This window comes from Protofrankia sp. Cas4 (genome assembly GCF_963555915.1).
Lineage (GTDB): Bacteria > Actinomycetota > Actinomycetes > Frankiales > Frankiaceae > Protofrankia.
The window spans coordinates 1-23,664 of the sequence record NZ_CAUVXL010000154.1; the positions used below are offsets into that span (position 1 = coordinate 1).

16 protein-coding genes and 3 pseudogenes are annotated in these 23,664 nt (G+C 66.4%); 8 read left to right on the plus strand and 11 right to left on the minus strand.

Going from position 1 to position 23,664, the window contains the following annotated elements:
- The 6 genes from U9979_RS14065 to U9979_RS14090 all read left to right on the plus strand — a co-directional run.
- Positions 1–1,072, plus strand: a 1,072-nt coding sequence (locus U9979_RS14065; RefSeq protein ID WP_322779725.1) for an alkaline phosphatase family protein, incomplete at its 5' end; no start/stop codon positions are given.
- 76 nt (positions 1,073–1,148) lie between these two features.
- On the plus strand, positions 1,149–2,372 hold the full coding sequence (gene rodA, locus U9979_RS14070) for a rod shape-determining protein RodA (RefSeq protein WP_322779726.1): 1,224 nt from the start codon (positions 1,149–1,151) through the stop codon (positions 2,370–2,372).
- 202 nt (positions 2,373–2,574) lie between these two features.
- A complete protein-coding gene (locus U9979_RS14075; RefSeq protein ID WP_322748989.1) occupies positions 2,575–3,015 on the plus strand; it encodes an NUDIX domain-containing protein in 441 nt (146 codons plus the stop codon).
- Positions 3,016–3,321: 306 nt separating this feature from the next.
- On the plus strand, positions 3,322–3,582 hold the full coding sequence (gene tatA, locus U9979_RS14080) for a Sec-independent protein translocase subunit TatA (RefSeq protein WP_322748988.1): 261 nt from the start codon (positions 3,322–3,324) through the stop codon (positions 3,580–3,582).
- A 365-nt stretch (positions 3,583–3,947) separates the two neighbouring features.
- Positions 3,948–4,871, plus strand: a complete 924-nt coding sequence (locus U9979_RS14085; protein WP_322779727.1) for a TerB family tellurite resistance protein — start codon at positions 3,948–3,950, stop codon at positions 4,869–4,871.
- 341 nt (positions 4,872–5,212) lie between these two features.
- The gene (locus U9979_RS14090) at positions 5,213–6,103 is read left to right on the plus strand and encodes a hypothetical protein (protein WP_322779728.1); all 891 of its coding nucleotides are present in this window, start codon (positions 5,213–5,215) and stop codon (positions 6,101–6,103) included.
- A gap of 14 nt (positions 6,104–6,117) precedes the next feature.
- On the opposite strand, the gene U9979_RS14095 is transcribed toward U9979_RS14090, so the two are convergent.
- The 6 genes from U9979_RS14095 to U9979_RS14120 form a co-directional block, all read right to left on the minus strand.
- On the minus strand, positions 6,118–6,660 hold the full coding sequence (locus tag U9979_RS14095; RefSeq protein WP_322756734.1) for a hypothetical protein: 543 nt from the start codon (positions 6,658–6,660) through the stop codon (positions 6,118–6,120).
- A gap of 260 nt (positions 6,661–6,920) precedes the next feature.
- Complete coding sequence (locus U9979_RS14100; RefSeq protein ID WP_322779729.1) at positions 6,921–7,976, minus strand: hypothetical protein; 1,056 nt, start codon at positions 7,974–7,976, stop codon at positions 6,921–6,923.
- A 190-nt stretch (positions 7,977–8,166) separates the two neighbouring features.
- Positions 8,167–13,164, minus strand: coding sequence for a hypothetical protein (locus U9979_RS14105; RefSeq protein ID WP_322779730.1), 4,998 nt, complete (start codon positions 13,162–13,164; stop codon positions 8,167–8,169).
- 232 nt (positions 13,165–13,396) lie between these two features.
- Positions 13,397–14,947, minus strand: a complete 1,551-nt coding sequence (locus U9979_RS14110; protein WP_322779731.1) for a sulfatase-like hydrolase/transferase — start codon at positions 14,945–14,947, stop codon at positions 13,397–13,399.
- Between the two features lie 86 nt (positions 14,948–15,033).
- Complete coding sequence (locus U9979_RS14115) at positions 15,034–15,312, minus strand: hypothetical protein (protein ID WP_322779732.1); 279 nt, start codon at positions 15,310–15,312, stop codon at positions 15,034–15,036.
- A gap of 202 nt (positions 15,313–15,514) precedes the next feature.
- Positions 15,515–15,826: a VOC family protein gene (locus tag U9979_RS14120; RefSeq protein WP_322779733.1), complete on the minus strand. Its 312-nt coding sequence runs from the start codon at positions 15,824–15,826 to the stop codon at positions 15,515–15,517.
- A gap of 1,027 nt (positions 15,827–16,853) precedes the next feature.
- On the opposite strand from U9979_RS14120, the gene U9979_RS14125 reads away from it, so the two are divergent.
- The gene (locus tag U9979_RS14125) at positions 16,854–18,548 is read left to right on the plus strand and encodes a M60 family metallopeptidase (protein WP_322779734.1); all 1,695 of its coding nucleotides are present in this window, start codon (positions 16,854–16,856) and stop codon (positions 18,546–18,548) included.
- A 36-nt stretch (positions 18,549–18,584) separates the two neighbouring features.
- A pseudogene (locus U9979_RS14130) lies at positions 18,585–18,719 on the plus strand (IS5/IS1182 family transposase); the annotation flags it as partial.
- Positions 18,720–19,158: 439 nt separating this feature from the next.
- Here U9979_RS14130 and U9979_RS14135 read toward each other — a convergent pair.
- The 5 genes and pseudogenes from U9979_RS14135 to U9979_RS14155 form a co-directional block, all read right to left on the minus strand.
- Positions 19,159–19,431: pseudogene (locus U9979_RS14135) on the minus strand (transposase); the annotation flags it as partial.
- A gap of 107 nt (positions 19,432–19,538) precedes the next feature.
- Positions 19,539–19,733, minus strand: a pseudogene (locus U9979_RS14140) (type I-E CRISPR-associated endonuclease Cas1); the annotation flags it as partial.
- Between the two features lie 237 nt (positions 19,734–19,970).
- Positions 19,971–22,664, minus strand: coding sequence for a CHAT domain-containing protein (locus U9979_RS14145; RefSeq protein ID WP_322779736.1), 2,694 nt, complete (start codon positions 22,662–22,664; stop codon positions 19,971–19,973).
- Positions 22,642–23,364, minus strand: a complete 723-nt coding sequence (locus U9979_RS14150) for a DUF6338 family protein (RefSeq protein WP_322779737.1) — start codon at positions 23,362–23,364, stop codon at positions 22,642–22,644. Before U9979_RS14150 ends, U9979_RS14145 begins: the two co-directional genes overlap by 23 nt.
- Positions 23,351–23,542 carry a hypothetical protein gene (locus tag U9979_RS14155; RefSeq protein WP_322779738.1) on the minus strand — a complete coding sequence of 64 codons (192 nt, stop codon included), beginning with the start codon at positions 23,540–23,542 and terminating at the stop codon, positions 23,351–23,353. Before U9979_RS14155 ends, U9979_RS14150 begins: the two co-directional genes overlap by 14 nt.
- Between the last annotated feature and the right edge of the window lie 122 nt (positions 23,543–23,664).

Sequence of the window (23,664 nt, forward strand, 5' to 3'; positions counted from 1 at the left end):
GATTCGCGGTGAGTACCAGCGTGATGCTCGCCATCGCCGGCGGGCTTTACTTCGGGTTCAAGCGACGCGACTGGCTGTAACAGCATTCTGGGTGGTCAGGCTCGACCGGCCGGGGCTGCCGGCCGACGGTGTTCGTCCCGGCGCCGACTACCGTTACGGTGAGGTTACCCCCTGGGAAGGAGCGATCGTGTCACGTATCCGCCTCGCCGTCATCGCGGTTGTGCTGACTCTCGCGGCGTGTTCGGCCGGCGGGGCTGCGCCGGCAGGGACATCGGCGGTATCGAGCTCGACCGGCGCGGGACGGGACGGTGCCGTGGGGGTGGTGCCGCGACGGGATCATGTGGTGGTTGTCGTGATGGAGAACCATTCGTATTCCGACGTCATCGGCCGAGCGTCCGCTCCCTACATCAACGGACTCGCAGCCCAGGGTGTGTCGTTCAGCCATGCGTCCGGGGTCGCGCATCCGAGCGAGCCGAACTATCTGGCCTTGTTCTCCGGCTCCCCGCAGGGAGTCACCGACGACTCCTGTCCGCACACCTTTTCCGCGGCCAGTCTCGGCGCGGAGCTGATCGCGGCCGGCGACACTTTTGTCGGGTACTCGGAAAGCATGCCGTCGGACGGGTACACCGGCTGCACCAGCGGCAATTATGCCCGTAAGCACAATCCGTGGGTGAATTTTCCGACGGTGGGGGCTTCGGCCAACCTCGGTTTCGACCGGTTCCCGACAAACTATGCGATGCTACCCACCGTGTCGTTCGTCGTGCCGAATCTGTGCAACGACATGCATGACTGCCCGGCTGCCACCGGCGACACCTGGCTGCATAACCACATCGATACGTATGTGCAATGGGCGAAGACACATAACAGCATCCTCGTCCTCACCTGGGATGAGGACGACAGCGGCCACAACAACAACATTCCGACCGTGGTCGTCGGGGCCGGCGTGAAGACCGGCACCGTTGCCGAACACATCAACCACTACAGCGTCCTGCGGACCCTCGAGGACATGTACCATCTGCCCTACGCGGGCAACAGCGCGTCCGCGGCACCGATCACCGATATCTGGCGGTAGAATACCGCGATATACGGCTGGCGGTGTCCCAGCGGTATATGGGGTGTGTTGATGTCGCGGCAGCCGGCGGGGCCCGATGACGTTCGGTGAACTGCGCATGCTGCGGCGTGGAAAACTGCGCATGCCGATACGCCGGATACGTACACACGTCCTGCCGGGAATCGACTGGATCCTGGTCGGGTTGACCGCGGCGCTGTGCGGCGCGGGCGCCTTGTGTATATATGCGGCGACCGCGGCCGGTCTGACAGCCGGCGGGGCGAGTCCGTACCGCTATCTGGAACGGGACCTGGTGAATCTGGCGATCGGGTCGCTGCTGTGCGCGGGTGCGACGGTGTGCAACTACCGGCTGCTCGCGGCGCTTGCCCCCGTCCTGTATGCCGGTACCTGCGTGCTGCTGCTCGCCGTCCTCACCCCGCTGGGGTCCCGGGTCAACGGCGCCCACGCCTGGTTTAGCCTCGGCTCGCAACAGTTCGAGCCGTCGGAACTCACCAAGATTGTTGTGATCTTGATGGTGGCGGGGTTGTTGTGTCAACCGCCCGACGGCGAGGTCCGACCGCGTACCCGCGACCTTGTCCTGTGCCTGGCCCTGGTGATGCTCCCGTTGCTGCTCATCCTCGCCGAGCCGGCACTCGGTGTCGCCATCATCGTTGCGGTCCTGGCGTTCGTCCTGCTCGGTCTTGCGGGCGCCGGCACGCGCTTCCTGGTTGTTCTCCTGGTCGCGGTCGCGCTCGGCAGCGGCGTCATCGTGCAACTCCACCTCCTCAAGCCCTACCAGGAGCAGCGGTTCACCGCACTGGCGCACCCGGACCAGGACACCAGCGGCTCGGGCTACCACACGGTGCAGTCGCTGACCGCGATCGGCGACGGTGGTCTGTTCGGCCAGGGCTTCCTCCAGGGCAGCCAGACCAACGGCTACTTCGTCCCGGAACAGCAGACCGACTTCGTCTTCACGGTCGCTGCGGAGGAAGGTGGTTTCGTGGGCGCCGGCGCCCTGCTGCTCGCCCTCACCGCTATCTGCCTCCGGGGCCTGCGCATCGCCGAAAAGGCACCGGACATGTTCGGCAAACTGGTCGCCGGCGGGGTCGCGGTGTGGTTCGCCGTCCAGACATTCGTCAACGTCGGGATGACCATGGGAATCATGCCCGTGACCGGCCTCCCGCTGCCATTCGTCTCCTACGGCGGGACGGCGGCGTTCGTCGATCTCATCGGTGTCGGTCTCCTGCTCAACGTCGCACGCCAGTCCCGGTGTGGCGCTCCCGTTCCGATGCAGACCGGCCAGACCGGCACCGGTCACGGGTGAGGCAAGCAGCAGGGCCACGGGCTTTCGAGGACGCTCATCGCACCTCGCATCGTGCCGACCCGGTAGGCCGTGCTGGTGCCGGGCGTCTGGGGGAGGGGATGGCCCTGTGGCGGGGGAGGGCTGACACTTCTGGCGCGGCATGTCGGCAGAATCAGTCCTGCGATCTCCGTCCCTTGGAATCTCTGCCCGGGAGTGCTTGCTGATGCCTGCCGCACCGAACAAGGTCAGTGCCAGGATTGTGTTCCTCACTCGTGACCGGGTGCTCCTGGCCAACCGGCGGGGCGAGTCCTGGTACTTCCTGCCCGGCGGGCATGTCGCAGCCGGTGAGACCGTGGAGGTGGCTCTGCGCCGCGAGACCACCGAAGCGACCGGCCTGCACGTCGGTGACCTGCAGTTCCTCGGCTGTGCGGAACACAGCTACCAGGAAAAGGGAATCCGGGTCCACGAACTCAACGTTCTGTTCGTCGCGGAGCTGCCCTGGGGGGCCGAGATCGGCAGCCGCGAGGACGACGTCCACATCACCTCGATCGCGATCGGCAGTCTTGACGGGATCGACCTGCGCCCCGTCTCCCTCACCGGCGCGATCATCGAGTGGCGGGCCACGCATCGCCCGCTCTGGCGCGGGACCCGCGCCGGCCGGTAGCCCCCGGCGGGGCCGGGCCGTCACCGCCGTATCATTGCTGTCCACCTCCATTGGTACGCCTGCCGTTCGCCTGACACCAACGAAGCGCGCTTTGCCGGCCGGTTAGCCGTCCGCCCGGACGGGGCCACGGCCGTCCGACGGCCGGATCCGACCAGGGGCGGTAACGGTTCGGAGAATGGCGTCCGACGGCTGGTGGACCGGCAGGCGTCGGTGGTGGTTCACAGCCAATGGGAATCCATCCCGCGGTCCCGGCGATTAGGATTCAAGCACGACCGGATCGCACCAGCGACAAAGTGAGGGATTTTCATGGGTTTGGGCGAGTTCGGACCATGGCATCTGCTGATCGTTGCGGTGGTCTTCGTGGTCCTGTTCGGTTCCCGGAAACTTCCCGACGCGGCCCGTTCCGTGGGCCAGTCACTGAGGATCCTCAAAGCGGAGACTCGTGGGCTGCGCGACGACGCACCCGCCATGCCCGCACACCCGCCGGCGGTCACAGGCTCTGCCCCGCAGGCCGCCCCGGCCGGCAGCGACAGTCAACCCGCCGACGTTCCCACCCAGGCCGGCTGACCGCCCACCCACACACCGGTCGGACTGCGTCGGCGAATCCGACGCAGTCCGACGGTGGTGCCGCACCCGGCAAGCGCCACCGACCACCTTCGGTAATCGTTTCGGGTCGAACACGAACAGGCCGATCACCAGCAGGACGGCGAGTTCACCCCGCCCGGCACTGTTAAACATGACTGTTGGGATTGCCGCCGTACGGACAGGTGCGGAGCCTGGTCATGGGATAACCCCAGTATTTTCATCCGCAGCCCACGACCTGTTCGGGAACGGTCCTGGCGGCTGTGCCGATGGCGCCCATCCGCCTGGGGGATGATGCTCTCGGCCGTATTCTCGTCTGGCCATCACGGCCATCACGGAGAGGGTTTCGGATGCTCGGCCTTGCCGCGATCCAGCTCGACGTTCGACTGGTGCTACGGGTGGATGACCGGGTGCTCCTTGCTCGGCCACCCGGGGACCTCTGGTATGTCCTGCCGGGTGGCCCGGTCCAACCGGGTGAGGACATCGAGGACACGCTTGGTGGCCATCTCGACGGTGTTGGCGACATGACCACCATGGTTCGGGAGTTCGTCGGCGCCGTGGAGCACAGCCACCGACAGTCGAGCGATATGCCCGGTCCGGCCACGGCCCTGGCAGCCGGGCACGACCTGACGATCCTGTTCGCCACCGTCTGGCCGGCGGACACGGCGGTGCCCGCCGCGTGGCAGCACTGCCCGCTGGTAGCTGTCGGCATCGATGTACTGCTGGCGACACGGCTGCGTCCGCTGCCGGTCGCCTGGGCGGTGCGGCGGTGGCTGGCCGAGGGATGGCCGCTGTGGCAGGGCATACCGCCAGCGGCCACCGAGATGGGCTGGGGCCGGCTGCGTCCCTCGGTCGCGTCGCTGCGCGCGCAGCTGACCGCGAGACGCGACGACCTACGCGGTAGCGCATTCCGCGACGCCTCGGTCGCCATCTGCGCCCTGGTGACCGCCGCCGATGGCCGCATCGACCCGGCCGAACGGGAGGGAATGCGCGGTTTTGTCGCCACCGACCCGGTGATGGCGAGCTTCCCGGCAGCCGAATTAGAGCAGTTGTTCGACATGCATCTGGCGCGGCTGCAGAGCGACTTCGCCGCGGGAAAACGGGCAGCCCTTGCCGAGATCGCCAAGGTACGGGGACGGGCCGTCGAGGCCCGTGCCGTGGTGCGCATCGGCGAGGTCATCGGCCGTGTCGACGGCGCGTTCGCGCCCAGTGAACAAGCAGTGGTCCGGGAGGCGATCGACGTGCTCGGCCTCGACCCAACCGAGTTCGCCTAACAGAGTGTTGCCTGAATTGATCGGTGAGTGGGGGCCTGTCTGGTGTGTGTCGGCAGGCGCGGGGTTGACGGCCGGCGGTTACCGGGATCGACAGGCGTGGCCCACCCACCCGACAGGTCAGGTGAGACTCGTTCTCGTCACATGGCGTTCATCTGTATGAGATCAAATAGTGGCGTCGACGGGAACAGCTTGCTATCTTGTTGGCTTGTTGTCGCTTGTCGCGCATCGGCACGACAAGCTCCAGCGCCCTTCTCGCTCTGATGTCGGCCGTGTATCTTGGACCTGATCCGGTGTCGGCGCAATGCTGACCCGCGCTGGGGGGCAAAGAGCAAGGGACACGAGTGTACTTTTTGGATTTCGTCGCGGTTCTTGTCCGTCGCTGGTATATCCTGATCATCGGGATTATTCTGACCGGCCTGGCCGGGGTGGGCGTGCACGCCGCCATCGGTCCGACATTCCAAGCCCATGCGGCGGTGGTGATACTGCCGCCGACGTCGGACTCCGGGACCACCAGCACGGCGGCGAGCCGAAACCCGTATCTGTCCATTCCGCTGGGTAACACCGCGGACGTTCTTGCTCGGATCATGGCGACCGAAGGTGTTCGGCAGGAGCTCAAGGCCGCACACGCCACGTCGCCCTTCACCATTGTGCTGGTCGCCGATGGTTCTCCGGTGCTGGAGATTGCCGCCACGGACGCATCGCCGGTTGCTGCGACCAACACGGCCTCCGTACTGGTGAAGGTGGCCGGGACCGAGCTTGAAAAGCTGCAGGTCATGCAGAACGTGCCGAAGGATGCGATGATCCGGGCCAGCCAGCTTATTTCCTCGACCGAGCCCGATGTACTCCACGGGAGTCAGATCCAGGCGCTACTCGGTGTAGTCGCGCTCGGTCTCATTCTTTCGGTCACGGTGTGCTTCGCGGCCGAGGGGGCCTTTACCGGCCGGGGTGCGGCTCTGGCCGCCGCGGTCCGCGGCCGCCGCGCCACCGGCTCACGGGGTCGGGCGGGTTCAAAGGGCGCCACCCGATCACCGGGCGATTCCCGTAGGTCCGCGATGTCGGCCAGGGCAGACGGCATCGCGGATCAGGCGGAAGACGACAGCGAGGACGCCGACTCCGAGGATCTGGACTGGGACGACGAGGGGGACGACGAGGAACAGAGCCCCGCGCAGCCGCGGGACACGCGTGGGACCACGATGGTTCTGGTAGGCCGGCGTCGCCGTTCCGAGGAGTAGCCGGCCGATGCGTCCTACTGGCGGATGAAGATGAGGACGATGTGCGGGGTGCCGCCGATACTGTTCGCGAGGAGTTCGACGCTTTCACGATGCCCTGTGAAGGTCAGTTTTGCCTTGTTCGCGGACACGCTCTGCTGCTTGAGTTGGTAACCGTCAGTGGGCATTGTCTGCCGGTAGAACGTGACCGCGTCGTCGGTGGTAACGCCTGTCAGTGCGATCGCCGCGTCTCGGGGTCTGGACAGGGTGACTGCGGGGATCGCTCCTGTCGGGAACGGGAAGCCCGGGGGAACGATCGTTGTCCCGAGCGCGTCGATGCCGGTCGTCGGGGTCGCCTGTGGGCCCGTCTGCCCTGGGGGGATCGGTGTGGGTGAGGGCGTCAGCAGGTCGGTGGACAGGTCGGTCGGTTCGTCGGTAGGCCGAGCGGCAGGAGACGTGTGGGGGGTCGTGGTCGGCGTGGCCGGGGTCGATCCGCCGCAGGCACCGAGAAGGAGTGTCAGGCCCGCGGCTGTGCCAGCCGTCACCGTCCGAAGCTGTCGGGGCGTTCCGTTCCGGCTCATCGAGACCTCCAGTAGCCACGCCTCCCAGGCGACTGGGATATCCCGGGCAGCAGGCTTCACTAAGAGCGACCAACAATAGGGGACGCGGCGTCGCGGGGCCGAGGCACGTTCCTTGATCCATGCCCCTGTTGCCGGGCGCTCTTATGTCCAGCGTCCGCAGCATCCTCGCCGCCAACGCGCCCACCGGCACAGTCCGGCCTCCAGCGCCCATCCGGCGACTCCAGGAGCTGACGCTCTTCGGTCGCCTGGCATGGTTCCGCTTACCACGCGGCCGCCCGGTAGCCTGAGGCAAGCGTCGTGGGCTTGGCGCCATCACTGGAAACCTCAAGATCGGTGCCTGACAGGTACAGCAGCCAGTGCCCGCCGGCATCCACGTCCAGGCTGGTATGCGTCTTGCTGGTGAGCCCGGTCGCGATCTGATGAAGCGGCGCACCCGTCGCCGGGTCGACCTCCTGCAGCAGCACCGACGTGGTCACCGGCGGGTAACCGCCGCAGCACTGCCGCACGACGAACAAGTGGCCGTTCGGCATGTACACGCCCTCGTAGTAGAAGCTTCCCTTCTCCGCAGCGGTGAGTGGCACGGCGCCGGAGCCGTCGTCCTGCAGGTAATACGACTCCGTCGAAGGGCTCATCGTGACCAGGTCCCAGCCTTCGTTGTCCTCTGCGGAGCCAACCGACACGGCCAGGCGGGTGCCGTCGGGCGACCACGACAGGTGCGTGACCGGTGCCGGCAACCCACTGGCTGCCCTCCCCGGAGGCATCGGAAAACGCCGCTCGGCGTGGGTCGTCAGATTGACCACGACGACCTGGTAACCGGCGGTCGGGTTGTCCCCGGGGGAGCAGTCGAAGTACTGCGTCGCGTACACGAGACTCGTGCCGTTCGGACTGATCGCTGGCTTGCTGCCCGCGGACGCGATGATCGTCGGGTCGCCGCCGTCCGTGCCGATGCGCCATACCTGGTGCTGGCAGCCGACGCCAACCTCGTAGAACACCGATCGGCCGTCGGGACTCACCGCCAGCGAGTCCCCGACGGCCCCGCTGCCGCGCAGGGTACGGATGGCCCTGCCACTGACGGGATCCAGAAGCACCACCGCCCCGGCGGTCGTGACAGCCGCCAGCGTGCGCGGCGGCGCCGGCCCCGGATTCCCCATGGTGGAAGCGGCCCCGCCACTGTCGGCGGTGACACCGCTACGTGCCGGTGGGGTGGACGGTGTTCCGCCGGATCCAGTGCAGCCGACCGTTGCGATACAGACCGACGCCAGCATTGCGATCGCCAACGGGACCATCGTGCCCCCGTGCCGCTTTCCCAGCGCCATCTTCGGCTCCCTCCACGGGATCAGGCCTTGGAGCCGTTGCTGGACGGCGGCGTGGTGGCGACTGCCAATGGCCTTCCCGTGCCACGGGGCGTGATCGTGGTGCGTCGTGCCTTCATCTCCCTGCCGGTAGCGATCGACCACTGGTTGATGATATCTACCACCTATTGTCAGGCGCTCTCAACGAGGCGTTTCAGTTGGTGACGGTGAAGGTAACCGTATGGACCGCGGGGTCGGTGCCCGCCACGTAGGACAGGATGTGTGTGCCAGCGCTGAGCCCGGTCGTCTTCACGTTGTACTGGTAGCCCGGAGGTGATGCGACGAAGCGGAAGTCCTGGCCAGGCTGGCTGTTGCCGGGAGCCGGGGCGACGGACGATCCGTCGACACCGATGGCATGCACCGTGATCGAGGAGCTCCAGAGGTTTCTGCCGCCGCTGCCAACGAGTTGCAACTGGATCGGCAGCGTCGCGCCAGACTTGACTGGCCTGGTCAGGTCCGTCAGGATCCGGGCGCCGCACGTGACGGCGAAGCTGACCTTGACCGTTGGTGACGCGTAGTAGTTGGCGTCGCCCGCCTGGTCAGCCGTGACGGTGCAGGTGCCCGGACCGGTGAGGCTCACCGTCGTGCCGGACAGGTTGCACACCGACGAGGGTCCGGCGGTGAGTACGACCGGAGCGGTTGAGCCGGTACCAGCCGCATTCACGCTGAAGGGCGCGTCGCCGTAGGTGTGGGTCGGGATGGCGGCCAGGGTCACGCTGGCTTGTCGCTTGTCCACGACGAAGCTCAGCTGTCGCGGTACGGCGTCGCTGTAGTCGGCGGTGCCGTCCTGCGTCGCGGTCAGGACGCAGGTTCCGGCCCCGGTCACTGTGATCGTGACAAACCCGCCGCTGACAGTGGAGGCGGCGCACGGGCTTACGGGCGTGGGAGTGACGACCACCGGCCGTCCGGACGCACCGCCGGTGACGGCGACCGTGAACGGAGCCACGCCGTAAACCTGCTTGGCGACGGCGGCGATCGTCAGGATCTGCGGCGCCTGGTCGACGACCAACATGACGGTGGACGCCGCTGGTGCGTAGTCAGCGTTGTCGGTCGGGGTGAACGTCACCGCGAGCGTGTGCGTCCCGGCGTGCAGGACGCCGCCCGAATAGGGGGCACCGTCGGCGCTGTAGGCCAACGACCCGCTGACGTTCGCGGTGGCGCCCAGCTGCCCGGAGCCGAGGACCGAGCCGTAGGTGATGTGTGCCGGCGTCGGCCAGGTCAGGACGGGGATGGCCTTGGCGACGGTGAGGTCGGTCGTCGTGGCCGGTGCAGGCAGGTAGTCCTCGGAACCGTCCTGGTGAGCGGTGATCGAGCAGTCACCGGCGCCGGTGATGGTGACCGTGACCGAGCCGCGGACGGGATCGCCGTTCGAGCTGGGGCTGGCGAGCTGACATGGTCCGACCGGGGTGAAGGTGATCGGGTTGCCGGAGTGACCGCCGGTGGCCGTCACGGTGAACGGGGTGTCGCCGAAGGTGTGCTGGCCGGGTGGATCGATGGACAGTTCCTGGGGTGCCTTGTCGACGACCAGAGGCGTGGTGACGGTGCCGGCGGAGGTGTAGTCGGTGGTGTCGTCGGGGACGAAGCTCGCGGACAGGGTGTGGGTCCCCGCGTGCAGCACTGTGCCGGCCGGCGGGGTGTAGCTGAACGAGCCGGGCACATCCGCGGTGGCGTCGAGCTGATTGCCGCCGAGCGGCACCCCGTAGACCAGGCTGGCGACAGCGGGGGTCCAGGCGAGTTGCGGGTCGGCCTTGTCGACGGTCAGCGTGACGTCGCGGGTGACGCTGGTGTAGTCGGTGGCGTCGACCGGGGTGAATGTCACGTGCAGCATGTGCGGGCCGGCGTGCAGCACGCGATCGCTGGCATCACCTGCCTGATCGTCGTCGCTGTAGGCGTAGGTGCCGTCAACAGTGGCGGTGGCGTCGAGCTCTGTTGCCGACAGCGGCGTGCCGTAGGTGATGTCCGCCGGCGACGACCACGTCAGGCCCGGCGTCGCCTTCGCGATGTTCACGCTGCGCGAAACCGCACTAGCCGGCAGATAGTTGATGTCACCGGATTGGTTGGCGATGACGGTGCAGGTGCCGGCCCCGGTGAAGGTCAGCAGGGGCCCCTTGTCGGTCTGGTCCACAGTGCACGGCCCAACCGTGCTGAAGGTGACCGGCGAGGGTGACCCGCCACCGTTTGCGGTGAGCAACACCGGCGCGTCGCCAAAGGTGTGGTTACCGATGGCGGCGACGTTGATGGACTGGGCGGCTTGGTGAACGTCGAGAGTGACCGACGCGGTCGCATTCAGGTAGCGCGCACTGTCCGTGGGAGTGAAGGTCACGGTTAGCGCCTGCGGTCCGGCGGTGAGGACGTCACCGGGCGAGACGTTGTAGTGGAACGTTCCGGGAACGTTCGCGGTTGCGTTCACCTGGGCGTTCGAGATGCCGGTTCCGTAGGTGATCGGATCCGGCGCCGGCCAGTTGACGGTGGGGGTCGCTGGTGTGACCGAGAACGACTGCGGCACCGACACCGCCGGCTGGTAGCTCGCGCCGCCGGCCTCGGTGGCCGTGACGGTGCAGGAGCCGACGTCGGCGAGGGTGATCGTCGCGGCGCCGGTGCCGTTTCCATCCGTGTCCGTGCCGCTGGTCGCGTCCCCGACTGTGCAGCTGTCGGTCCCGCCGACGCTGAACGTGACCGGCAGGCCGGACCTACCACCCGTAGCGGCGACGTGGTAGCGCTCACCGAAGGTCGCGGGCACGGGCGGAGTCGTGGTGAAGCTGATCGCCTGTGTCGGCAGAGCCAGGGTGAAGGTGTCGATGCGGCTCTTGCGCAGCCCCAGGGGGAGCGCCTTGGCCTCGGTCGTGGCGCCATCACCGTAGAAGTCGACGCCGCCGTCGTCTTCGATCAGCTGGACCTGCGCGCCGTCGCCGATCGGGTCCGGCGTGGCCACGATCGACTCCCAACTGCCCAGCGGTGCCGGTAGCACCGTTGTGGCCGCGACCGGGGGCGAGGCCGGGTCGCCGTTCCACGTGAAGAGGCGGAAGGTGGGATTTCCGCCGGTGTAGGAGCCGCCAAGGATCAGGTACTGGCCGTCGGCGTTGCGGCGGATGTCCCGGACCGACAACCCGCCCAGGTTCCACAGCATCGGCGAGCCGAACGTCGCGGCCACCCCAGCACCGGTCACGAGTGTGGGCAGGTTGGTCACCGGTACCACGAGAGCGAGATTTCGGTCGCTCACCGTTTCCAGCGGGGCACGGAATCCGACGTACGCGGTCCCGGAGCCGCCGGCGGCGAACTCCATACCCTCGACGTTGAACCCGTCGATCGTCTTGGGCAGGTGGCCGGCAGCCGCGCTGTCAGCCAGCCCGAGCGGGTTGCCGTTTGCCTGGTCCCAGCCGATCAGGTCGGCGCGCAGGTTCGAATAGGAGCCGACCAGCGTCAGGTCCGTCGTCGCGCCGCTACCGGACAGCCGGGTCGCGAACAGCGTGGACCGAGTCGGGCGCAGTGCGCCGTCGTCGGAGGCATTGCCCATCGATCCGGTCCAGTAGACGGTGTCACCCAGCCGCGCGGCGGCCTCGATATCCATCGAGTCCGACCCCTTGGTGCCCAGACCGAGCTGGCTGCCGATGTCCCAGGTCTTCACCGGCAGACCGGAACGGTCGCCGCGGTAGAGACGCAGCACGTTGCTCGTGTCGTCGCCGACAAGGAGGTAGCCGCCGCCGACGTCGATCGCAGTCGACGCGTCGGATGCGCCGTCGAGCCAGTGGCTGGTGGTGTCCGTCGCGGGGGCTGACGCACCGTAGGTGAAGGACGCCGTGCCGGTGCGGCCGAGCGGGTCGGTGGTGGTCACGGTGATGGTCGAGTAGCCGACGCCCGTCGGCGCGACGCTGACGGTGCGGGTTGCCCCGGAGCCGCTGACACTGATGTTGCCCAGTGGGGCGACGGCAGAGTTGGATGTGGCGACGGTCACCGCGAGCGTGCTCACGTCGACCGTCGAATCGGGGTCGGACAGCGCCACGGTCAGGGTCGGGTTGTCCGCGTCACCGATCACATTGCCCAGCACGGTGTCACCGAGGGTGAGCACGGGCTGGGGTCCGGGCGCCGGCTGCCCGGCGGGCGCGAACGCGATACCTCGGTACGACGTCCCGCTGGCTGCCGAGGCGATCGTGGTCAGAGCGCCGGTGAACGTGCCGCCGGCGCCTGAGCTGTCGAAGACGCTGTCCACCTTCGAGCCGCCCAGGGTAGTGGCGAAGATCTGCACCCCGCCGTTCTCGACACGCGCCGCGACACCGAACAACGGTGTGCCGCCGCCGACGGTGCCCTTCGACTGCCACGCCGACCCGTTGAAGAAGAACTTGGTCAAGCCACCGGTGGTCCCGTCGGCGACGTACAGGGTGTCCGGTACAGCGCCGCCGCCGACCGTCACCAACGCAAACCCGTACGGGTCCGCCGTGCCGCCGAGGAAGCTCAAACTCTGCCCGCTCGTCGACGGCAGGCCGGTCCCGACCCGAGACACCCCGGTCGGCGTCGTCTTGTCGGTTCCGAAGTACAGGTTCCCGCCAGCCGTGTTCAGGACCCGACCAGCCGACACCGTCGTCGAGACCGACGTCGCGGTCGTCGCCCCGAGCGCCGCCGTGACGACGCCGCCCTTCACCGTCGACGCGCCGCCATTGGCTCCCGTGATCCAGAAGCGGGACCCGTCAGACGTCGTCGCCGCGCGGACGTTGTTACCGGTAAACGCATCAGTGCCGAGCATGGTCGAGGTGTCGACGTTGCCCGCACCGTTGATACGACCAACCACCCGCGGCACACTCGCCGACGACGTCGATGCGACAGACCCTGTTCCCGGTGACGCGGAGTAGCCGGCAAGGGTGAGATAGCGCCCATCACTGGACAGGCTGAGCTGCCCCTCAGAGGATGCGGACCCGCTCAACGTAAGAGGACGATTACCCCCGCTCGCGGCCGTCGGCAACGCAATCGGCGTCCCGGTCACGCCCGTCGACAACATCGGCATGATGGAGACCGCGGAAGCCCCCGACGTCGTCCCGTTTACCGACACCACGTCGATCACATCCGGCGTCGCCGCCGAGGCGGAAACCGCGGGTCCCAGGCCGCTCAACAGCGTCCCGGCCAGCAACGACAACAACGCGAATACCGACGTTCGCTTCACGTGCCCATCCCCCCGTTATGGCAACAGCACGTCACACTGGACCGCTGGCCGGCAAAGGGGTGACAGTCGGCCTTCCTGTTCGGTCACTATTCATCCGAGGCCGTCCTCGCATTCATCGTTCATTGTCAGAAATGCGACAAAGCGGACATCGGCGTGTCCATTCACGGGTCTGGCCCGTGATGGTGCTGTCAGGGGGCTGCGGCGACATCCACGCCCCTATTGCCGGGCACTCTTACGCATGTGCCGTCCCCCCAACCTGAAGCTCGTCGGCGATCAGCTGGTTCACCAGGTCGTTCAGGTCCTTCAGCAGGCTCGCCCGCGATGGGTCGTTGGCGAGGTTGTGCAGCTCACCCGGGTCGGCCAGGCGGTCATAGCACTCGAAGGTGTAGCCGGACGGCGGGCCGTCGATGCCATCGGGAGTGGTGTACCGGCCGAAGCTGTAGCGCGCGGTCAACACCCCCCGGATGCAGTACCGCAGCCCTGGCAGCCCGAGCCCGCTGCTGGTCGCGTCCGACGTCACCAACAGACTGGTACGGACCGACCCGCCTGGCTGGTCGAGCAGGACCGTGAGGTCATGGCCGACCAGCGGGCCGAAGGCCGTGGCGTCGATCCCGGCGAGCGAGGCCAGGGTGGGCACGACGTCGATGTGCGAGGTGAGAGCCGTCGAGGTGCTGCCATGGGTGGCCGGACGCCGCGGATCGGCGATCACCAACGGCACCCGTAGGTTCTCCTGGTAGATCATCGCTCCTTTCTGTCGTAGCCCGTGTCCGCCGCCCATTTCGCCGTGATCGGCCAACCGGACCACGACCGTGTCGGCGGCCCGACCGGAGGCGTCGAGCACGCCGCTCATCAGCACGTCGGTACGCCGCAGCAATTCCAGGTACCAGTTCCCCCACTGCCGCCACTGGTGTGCGTCGTCGGGGGCCGCGACCGCGTTCGGCATCGCGCCGCCGACCGCCTCGTTCTCACCCCGCCACACGGTCTGAACCGGCGGCTTCGAGGACAGGTCCGACTCGAAGTTCGTCGGCACCGCGGCGCCGTAGTCGGGCACGTCATCGAGCCGGTAGAAGCGCGGGCAGAACATCATGTCGTGCGGGTTGACGAAGCTGACCACACACAGCCATGGCTGGCTGTCAGCGGCGTGCGCGGCGAGCCATGCCTCGGCCTGCTGGGCGACGCCCGGGTCCTGCTGGGTTCCCTCATTCGGGGTACCACCGGCGAGTAGGTCGATCGCCTCGTCGAAGCCGTAGGGGGTGAGGTAGGCCGGGTCGGTGGTGATGTTCTGGGTCAGGTGCCACTTGCCGATGTAACAGGTGTGGTAACCGGCGGCCTTCACCATGGTGCCCAGCGTGGGGATCGTCGCGGACAGGTCCGGCTGCGCCGCGCCGACGTTGTCCAAAACGCCGTTGACCGGCGCATGTAGGCCGGTGAACACGGTGGACCGGGCGGGGGAGCAGGGGGCTGTCGGTGTGTGATGCAGGCCGAAGGTCACCCCGTCGCTCGCCACCCGGTCGCGGGCCGGCAGGCTGAAACCGCTGGGAAGCACCACCTCCGTGCGCTCCTGGTCGGTCATCAGGATCAGCAGGTTGGGCCGGCTTCCGGTCGCATCGGCGGTTGGTTGCGCGGCGGCGGCTGGGCGGGCCGCGAACATCCCCGCACCGATCGGTAGCGTCGCGGCGGCCAGCCCGGCCTCGAGAAAACGCCGCCGGGAGGTGCGTCGTTGTTCGGCTGAGCCTGGTTGCGGGTCGGTGCGGTGGGGTGGGATCGGCGGGGGCTTGCTCATGATGAACGCTCCAGAGATCCGTCGGATGTGCGGCTGACTGGTCAGGCAACATCCGCAGCTTCGAGCGTGTTTGTTCTGGTTCCCTGTCACGAGCGTTCGAATTCGATGTCAGAGCGAAAAGCCGTCACGCACGCTGTTGATCCGCTCAGGCGCTGCATGCGTGTCGGTTGCGTCGGCGAGGTCCACTGTTCTGGTGTCCGGCCAGGCATGTGGAAGAGGGCGGTGGCGAGGGCGGCCCGGTCGTCGGCGAGCTTGTCGATCGCTGCGGCGACCAGGTCGTAGCTGTCATCGTCGAGACCCAGCAGCCATGCTTCGACCTCGTCGAGCAGCCGCACGTCCCAACGCATGTACTCAGTAAAAGCCACAACCGAAAATCCGCCAGCAGCGAGTCCTCGCGTGGATCGCGAGCGAGCCGCCGACCAGGACCCGCTGCACCGAGCCCGCGGTGACGGTCAGCCGCACAGCTCGCGGGCGATCGCGTTCTCCAGCCAGGTGCAAGCTGGTATCTGCTGAGCCGCCGCCGCCGGCGTGGCGGCGGGACCATCAACCACTAACAGGTCGAACGTGTCAGCCGGAGACGGTGACGTTTACAGCGCGACCGTCGGGGTCACGGAGCAGGTGCTGACCTAGGGGAAGACGCGCTTGCGGAAAGTGGCTGGTCGAGAGGACGAAACCGAGGCGCAGTGCTCCAGTGGATCCGTTCCGGCCTGCGGGATAGATTTCAAGCACGCTGCCGCCGGCGAGGCGGGCGGCAACATGCTTCGGCCCGTTCCCGTGGCGTTCGGCGGTGAACACCAGACCGAGGCTTTCGTAAAAGGCCTGGCAGCCGGCGATGTCGGAGGTATAAAGGACAAGTAGGCTGAGCTGCGGGTCGTTCACGGTTACAGTCTTTCTCCACGACCAAGCGGCTTCGGCGCCGAGTGTGTGGTCAGTAGGGCACGTACGGCGACAGCGGCCGCGTGCAGTGAGGCGAAGGCTTCTTCGGATCGCCGTAGCCGGCTTTCTCGACGTCGCCCGGCACCCCTGCGGCCCGTCGCTGGTGGCGTCCGTGGCGACAAATCGGTTACCAGACCGTACATCGACCGAGACGGCTCCGGAGGAAAGATGTCCGCACCGTTGTCAGCGCATCCGCACCGACCAGCGACCGTATCGTCGCTATGACCGTTTGAACCCGCCCTTTAAGGCGTCGCGTGGCGGTGTCGAGTAGATCAGAATGCCTATATTGAGACGTGCCTGGCTAGTCCGTTCTACTGACTTGTCCGGCGATTATCACGTTATGTGATCGACTGGAGTCACGGAGAGTCCCGATCGTCGGCGGTTCGGCGGGTCCGTTTCGAGGGTGGAGTTGCCGGGACGGCTCGCTGACCGTCGGGCCCACGATGCTTGGCCGGCAGGTCCGCCGAGGTGAGAGGGGTCGGGGTGGGCTGGCCGGTCGATGAAGGACACCTACCGCGAGACGATTACGTAAAGTAGCGCTTCTGGTCACGCTTTGTATGCATGGATTGGTCCGGGATGGACTATCTCATGCCCTCAAATCGGGTTAGGCAGAAATTGACCCGGCGGTGTTGTTGCTGTCTTCGGGGTTGGTGCGGGAATCTTCTGCCGTGCGTCCCGCAAGATGCGGGATTGCGGTTACGGAACCTGACGGGGGGTCCGGGTTCATATCGGCTGCGGCGGGACCGTTTCATCACGCCGATATCTCAGCGACGAATATCACCGGTGCAGTGCAGTGCAGTGCAGTGCAGTGCGCGAGCGCGAGCGCGACTTGAATAGCGGGTCCGTCACGCGGGCTCACGGCCGACCACCGGCTGGAAATGTGTGTGCGCGGCTGACGGCCGCCGCGACCGGGTTCATCGGCTCGGCTGTCTCGTTGAGAAACCATATTCACAGTGGGAGGGGATTCTTCATGGAATCAGACGGTACGTGCACCAGGCCGCCAGACGGGACCGCGACGGTGGCGCCCGATGAGGGCACGTCGATATCCGGGGCGGATATCGTCCTGACCATGGCAGACCCCGACGTGCGGCCGGAACCGTACGCGGGCAACGCGTGGCAGAGCTTCCACATCGTGGACCAGGCCGACGGGTCCGTGGGCATCCGCAACCCTTACACTCACCTGGTTCTGACGATGTCGGACCAGGACGTGCGCGCCACACCGTACACGGGCAACGCGTGGCAGAGCTTCTGGATAGTGGATCAGGCCGACGGGTCCGTGGGTATCCGCAACAACTACTACGGCACGGCCTTGACGATGTCGGACGAGTACGTACGCGCCACACCGTACGCGGGCAACGCATATCAGAGCTTCGTGCTGGTGCCGCAGGCCGACGGGTCCACCGGTATCCGCAGCTTCTACCAGCGGGCCGCGTACTCCACGTTCTGGGGGACCCCGGACACCAGGGAGGCGATCAAGAGAGTCGGGAACTGGTACCAGAACAGCGACCGGCAGCCCACCGGGTTCTACCTCCCCCCGGAAAACCGGCTCGAACTGCGGCTCCGTCTGGTGAACCTGGCCGCCGACAGCCAGCCGACGCTGTATATCGGAGCGCCCGACACCCACCCGGACTTCCGCACCTACATGGAATCCCGGCCGTACCCGCTCCACGACGGTCTGAACTACGTGACCGACCCGGCCGGCGGGATGGTCTATTTCCAGATGACGGGCGTCGGGCGCCGGGCCGAGGTGACGTTCCGGTCCGGGGTGGTCAAGGCCCCCTTCTTCGAACACGGGAAGACCACCCCGGAGCAGTACCGGAACATGCTCGCGACCCTGACGCAGGCGCCCCAGGCCGAGTTGGCCTCCAAGCGCGTCATCGTCACCGTGGACCGCGCGGCAGCCCTGAAATACCAGGACGTCGACCAGAACGCGCTCATGGAGACCTACGAGAAGATCGTCTCGGTCGAGGAGGCGGTCCTCGGGCTCGACGGTTCGATGCCGCTGCACACACCAGCACCCTTGCGGTTCCACCTCACGCTTGGCAACCGGAGCGGGGTTGGTAGTGCCCATGCGGCCCACTATTACACCACCTACGCCGTCGAATACGGCGCCGAACTACTCACCGTAGCAGGACTCGCCACATCCTGGGGCATGTGGCATGAGCTGGGCCACCAGAGCCAGATGTTCGGCTACCTGCATTGGGACGACCTCATCGAGATTACCGTCAACATCGCGTCGCTCGCGGTGCAACGCGCCTTCGGTCAGCGCTCCCGACTGCTGGAGACAGACGCCGGGGGCAAGGACATCTGGGACAAGGTACTGGCGAAAATCAACACGCCGTCCTTCAAAGTCACCGATCTGGATCCGTTCGAATACCTCGCCGCGCTCGAACAGCTCCGGCTCGCCTTCGGCGACGACTTCTGGCCACGCATGAACAAGGTCACCCGGGAAAAGTACCAATCCGACGGCTACCGCATTTACCCGCCGCAGCCCGCCTACGACAACCTGGCCCTCTTCGCCAGCATCACCGCCAACGCCGACCTCCGCGGCTTCTTCGCAGCCTGGGGCATACCCGTCACCGAAGCACGCCAAGCCGAAATCGCAGCCCTGAACCTTCCCCGGCCGGCCACCGACCCGACCACACTCCGCGAACCACGTTCGTAGAGACCCACCCCGGAATGCCAGTTCGCGCCGGTCGTAGACCTGTACACGGAACGGAACACCGTCGAGCGTCTGATCAACAAGCTGAAGGCCTGGCGAGGCATCGCCACCCGCTATGGCAAGATCCCGCAGAGTTACCTTTCTGGTCTCCATCTCCGCGCCTCGATGATCTAGATCAAGGAGCTCGCGCGGACCACCCCTTGATTGCAACCGAATACACGCCCTAGTCTCCGATCCCCCCGCGGGGTGGCCCGTTCCGGGCTGAAAATCGTGGTGGTTGCCCGCTGACGTCGTAGCTGCTTGGTCGTTAAGGCCGTGCCCTAGTCGGACGCTGGGAGCCGTGCTGTGGGCCCTTCACTGATGCTTCGAGCTCGCGGATCAGATTCGCGTTTGGCCCGTGCGGCTCCCGCGGGCAGCCGCCTGATGGCCGGACGACGAGCGGGAGGGGGTCTGTCACCGCTGAGTAGGCCATGGGCGCGGTGCCGTGGTTGCCCCCGGTCCGTTTCCCATGGCCTCTCGCCGCACCCGCCGTGCGCCTTTCAACGCAACGGGCGCTCCCCGGCGTCTGCCGTCATGCGGGTCGTGGGACCCAGGGGTTGGAGATGCGGCTGCCGCGGTAGTGGGGTACCTCGATCTCGACCGGGCCGATCTCGGTCAGGACCGTCTTGGTCCGGGTTCCGTTGCGGGAGTTCCCGCCGTCGCGGCCGGCCGGGTCGTGCTTGTCGTAGCCCAGGTGGGCGCTCATTTCGGCTTCCAGGTCGGCTTCGAGGACCAACTTGGTCAGCTGGGCCAGCAGGCCGCCTTCCCCGGCCAGGCTGATCCCACCGGACTGGGCCCGCTCCGCGAGCAGACGCACCAGCTGGGCGTCACCGGTGTCCCACGCCAGCGGGGCGTCCCCGGGTCGATCCAGCGCGGGGGCCTCGTGGGCCGGCGGAACCTCTACCATCGTGTCACTCACGGCATCTTCTCGCTCTCGGAAGGTTACACCGTTATTTCGAAGCCTTCGGGACTGAGGAGGGTTTTGACGTCACCGACGATGCGGCCGAGGAGGCGAGTGTCGGCGATGCGGTCGCGTAGGCCCAGGCGTGCGTCCCGTTCCTCGGTTAGGCCTTGGGCTGCGAGGTCGAAGGCCAGCGGGATGGTGTAGCCGGCCTTGTACAGATCTGCGATGTCCATGACGAACGAGGTGGGCGGTGACTCCGAGTTCGCCGATGTTGGAGGCAAGAGGACGCAGGGCGAGTTAGGCGATGGTGGTGCCGTCGTGGACGGTGGCTCCGGCCCAGCGTCGGGGTGAGCTGGCTGTCATGGCGGACGGTGGTGTCGACGGCGAGTGATCTATCAGGCCGGTGGTACCCGATCCAGCGGGAACCGCAGGACAGCATGGCGTCCACCGGCGCAGCTCCGGCTGGATGAGAGAGCCCCAGTTCAAGGACTCTTTGCGGTCCAGGCCATGGCCTCATAGTCACCGACGAGCACGAACGCCGCCCAGAAATATGGCCGTCGGAAGTACGGCTTCGTCGCATGTTCCCTGACCGCTTCCTGTCCGGCCCGCAGTGCCGCGAGCTTTGTCACGCCGTTGAGTAGTTCGGTGTAGAACGTGATCATCAGGACCTCGGCCGCTTCGGGAGGCACCGGCCATAGGCTCACAACAACCGAGCGGGCCCCGGCTACCAGGAACGAGCGCGGCAGCCCGATAGAGATCTCACCTGGGATCGCTTGCCCGAGACCGGTCCGACAAGCAGACAGGGTGATCAGGTCAGTCGCGACGAGGTCCATACCGTGCACATCGTTCGCGGACAGCCAGCCGTCCCCGGTTCCGGGTGCCGGCTCGCGTGGGGCGGCGCCGAAGTTCGCACCTGCCAGCACCAGGCCACAAGACTGTCCGCTGGCCCATAGATGTGAATAGGAGTAGTCCGCCGTCGCGGTGCCGTCGCCTGCGCTGGCAGACGGGAAGCGGGCACCGTGCGATGCGATATGGAGCACCTGCGGTCGCTCGAGCTCCAGGATCTCCTTTTTGCGGGCCGCGCCGCCCAAGAGTGGCTCGACGCCGAGGAGCCCTGCAATTCTGATCGCTTGAGTACGTGTCTTCGCGACCGATGGCCATGACCGTCCATGGACGTATGGCGCCGGGGACGGACCGCCGCCGTTGGCCGAAGCCTGCACGAGGTCGAAGTCTGGATCTCCGACGACGACCGGCGGCGACGGATGGTAGGCGGTGGCCGGAGAGGACAGAATCTTCAGCAGGTCACGTCCGGTTGGCACGTAACTTATGTTGAAGGTGTTCCATAGCAGGACCCGCGGCGCCTCGCAGAATACCTCGAACGGGATCTCCGACAGGAGTCCATCTGGTGCGATGACCAGATGTTCTGTTCCGGACAGCAAAGGCAGGAGCGGCTCGATCAAGGCTTGGTACAGGTCTCCGGTCTGTTCGAACAGGAGACTCGTGCTCTGTTCCACAGGGGCGGTCTTCCGGCTGATGAACTTTCCGAAAGCGATGATGCGCTCATCGATCGTATCGGCGTCGCCGAGGGGCACGGCCACCGACCGCTTCTCCGGTGACGTGTCATCCGATTTGGCCAGGACGAACGCCATGTAGCGTGCCGGTGCACCGGCTGTTCCCTCGCACCTGAAGTATTCGATCACTGCGATGTTGGACGGGATCAATGCGCAGATCTCGTCGAGGGTTTCCAAGGACGCCTGTGATAAGTGGTCCTTCGGGATGGCCCTGGTAATTTCGGACTCCAGCTCCAGAGCTTCCCGCCGCCACGCCTCGATGAGCCTGGCGTGCTCGGCCGCCCCCTCCGCTCCCGCGCCAGACAGCGTCTTTTGCCCGATCGCGGCACGCAGATCGCGCAGCTGCTCGAACTTCGGTTTGAGTTCGGCGTTCTCGGCCTTGGACAGGGCCCGGCGCTGGGCGAGATCGGCTTCGAAGTCCAGCGCCTTGGAGCGTAGGACTGCGACATATGCCTTCCTTGCCCACTTTTGGTCGAACGTCTCGGGGGTCATCAGAAGGCTGATCAGCCGGTGGAGGCTCTCACGCTGTCGGGCAAGATACTGGATGCGCTGCGGAGTCGACACCACCGACACCACGTCGTAGAGGGCCCCGTTCTCCAGAGTGATCTCCTCAAGTATCCGGGCAGCGCTCTCCCAGTCCCCGAGCTGTCCGATGATGTCAGCCAGGGCTGTCACGGCCTCGGCCCTCATAGGGTGTCCGCGGTCATATGGGAGCGTTCCCTCGGTAAGGAGGCCCTCATAGAGGGCTCGGGCATCCTCCAAGTGACCCATTCGGTGCCAGACTAGGGCTAGGTCCATGACGGCGAGCACCTGTGTGGCTGCCCCGTGCGTGCGGACGATCTCAGCCAGGATCCGTGCGGCTGATTCCAGGTCACCCCGTTCTCGCGCGATCCAGGCCTGAAGGCGCTGTGCCTGCGAGTCGAACTTCTGCCGTCCGCCTGCTCTGAGATCGCCGAGCCTGTCCAGAAGGACTTCGGCCCCGTCTGGGTCGCCGTTTAGCAACGCGAGCTCGATACACTCTAGGAAATGCTGAGCAAGGTCGCCGTCCCACGACAGCACGCCTGTGTACACCGCACGTAGGCGGGCCGGGACCAGCGCCGTAGCTCTAGCACGCCCGCTCTCGTAGAGATCTAGTCCGGCAATAGCCATCCGGCGCGCCTCACCGTAGTCCCCCAGCGCCCGGTGCCCGGCCGCAGCGGCTGCGTACATACGCAGCGCACCCCGCTCACCGCCCTCGAGGTCTTCCGGTGACATCAGGCTGAAGGCTTTGTATGGGGCGTCGAGCGCTGCCAGTGCCTCGCCGTACTTACCCAGATACAGCAGGATCTCGCCTGTCATAATGCCAGCGAAGGCCAGCATGGCAGTGTCCCACTCAGTCTTGTTTTCCAGCGCCTCGGGATTCGAGTCGCCTCTCACCAGACGGACGGCAGACTGTTCGACGTCTTTTGCCACCTGCTTCGCCAGCTCGTAGGCTTCCTCGAACTTGCCATTCTTGGCAAGACGCCTTGTTCTCCGGCTGTCGAGGAATATCGATTTCAGGAGTGTTCCCGAGGCGTTGGCAACCTCAAGGTGCCGGTGGATCTTACGTGGCAGTGTCGCCGACATGTGTACCCCCGCCGTTAGGCTCCGGATAAGCGATGTGGATCAGGCGAATCATGGAGCCGGGGACGAATACTCGGTTGGCAGGCGACACTGTCCGGCCCGTGTAGCCCGGTCCACTGAAGGCCACCGGCTTTTGCAGTGTGAGATCACGCAGCAACGGATCATCATGATGGGAGACCAGCAAGGCGAACCCCTCCACGAGCCTACCGTCACTCAACTCCACTGCCAGGAAGGGAGCGCCGCCGTCAGGAGCACCCCGCAACAAAGCGGCTGCGAACTGCGAACCCTCGCGGAAAGCCGGACCGGCGGCGCGCTCCTCGGCTGGAACGCCCGCCAAAGTAACACCCACCCGCCGCCGGCTGTGCTGCCCTGCCAGGACACCAGCAGTGATGCAACCGACTGTCCCCAATAGCAGGATCCCCGCAGCGGAAACGATTGTCCCCCAAGGCGACTTGCTCAGATCGCCGTACCCGTGGAACAGGGCACGCAGCGTGACCAGGCCGGGCGCGACTTCACCAATCGCAAGGACGATGATTGCCGCGACCGACGTTCCCAGTGCCCCGATCGCCAGCATCTCAACGAACTCCACGGTGCTGGTACGCACGTCGTAGAGGGTGTAGCGGCGATAGGCGCGCAGGTACCCCAGCCCGGGAACAAGCGCGGCGATCACAACGATCAGGCCGAAAGCGTCACTGATCCCCACTGGCGCCGCCGCTCTGCGGCGGCGGTGGAGGAGGCGCGATTGGTGCTGCTGGTAGCTGCCTGTCCGGATCAATCTCGAATTCGGAGTAGCCTAAGACGTCACCGATTGCCTCGGCGGGGACTTCGAACTCGTCGAAGTCAGCGAACTTATCTGGTTTGGGCGGTTCGATTTCGCTCACGGAGCCCCCACATCTACGAACAGTCCATATGGCCGATTCGCGCGCGTTCCGTCCACCGAGAAACTTGCGGGACCCGGCTTCTTGGCTGCACGCTCATTCTATCGCAAGGTATTGCGCTCAGA

Coding starts and splice junctions, on each gene's coding strand:
- U9979_RS14100 (WP_322779729.1), bottom strand. CDS start 7,976: ATGGCGCTGGGAAAGCGGCACGGGGGCACGATGGTCCCGTTGGCGATC.
- U9979_RS14110 (WP_322779731.1), bottom strand. CDS start 14,947: ATGAGCAAGCCCCCGCCGATCCCACCCCACCGCACCGACCCGCAACCA.
- U9979_RS14085 (WP_322779727.1), top strand. CDS start 3,948: ATGCTCGGCCTTGCCGCGATCCAGCTCGACGTTCGACTGGTGCTACGG.
- U9979_RS14145 (WP_322779736.1), bottom strand. CDS start 22,664: ATGTCGGCGACACTGCCACGTAAGATCCACCGGCACCTTGAGGTTGCC.
- rodA (WP_322779726.1), top strand. CDS start 1,149: ATGACGTTCGGTGAACTGCGCATGCTGCGGCGTGGAAAACTGCGCATG.
- U9979_RS14095 (WP_322756734.1), bottom strand. CDS start 6,660: ATGAGCCGGAACGGAACGCCCCGACAGCTTCGGACGGTGACGGCTGGC.
- U9979_RS14125 (WP_322779734.1), top strand. CDS start 16,854: ATGGAATCAGACGGTACGTGCACCAGGCCGCCAGACGGGACCGCGACG.
- tatA (WP_322748988.1), top strand. CDS start 3,322: ATGGGTTTGGGCGAGTTCGGACCATGGCATCTGCTGATCGTTGCGGTG.
- U9979_RS14075 (WP_322748989.1), top strand. CDS start 2,575: ATGCCTGCCGCACCGAACAAGGTCAGTGCCAGGATTGTGTTCCTCACT.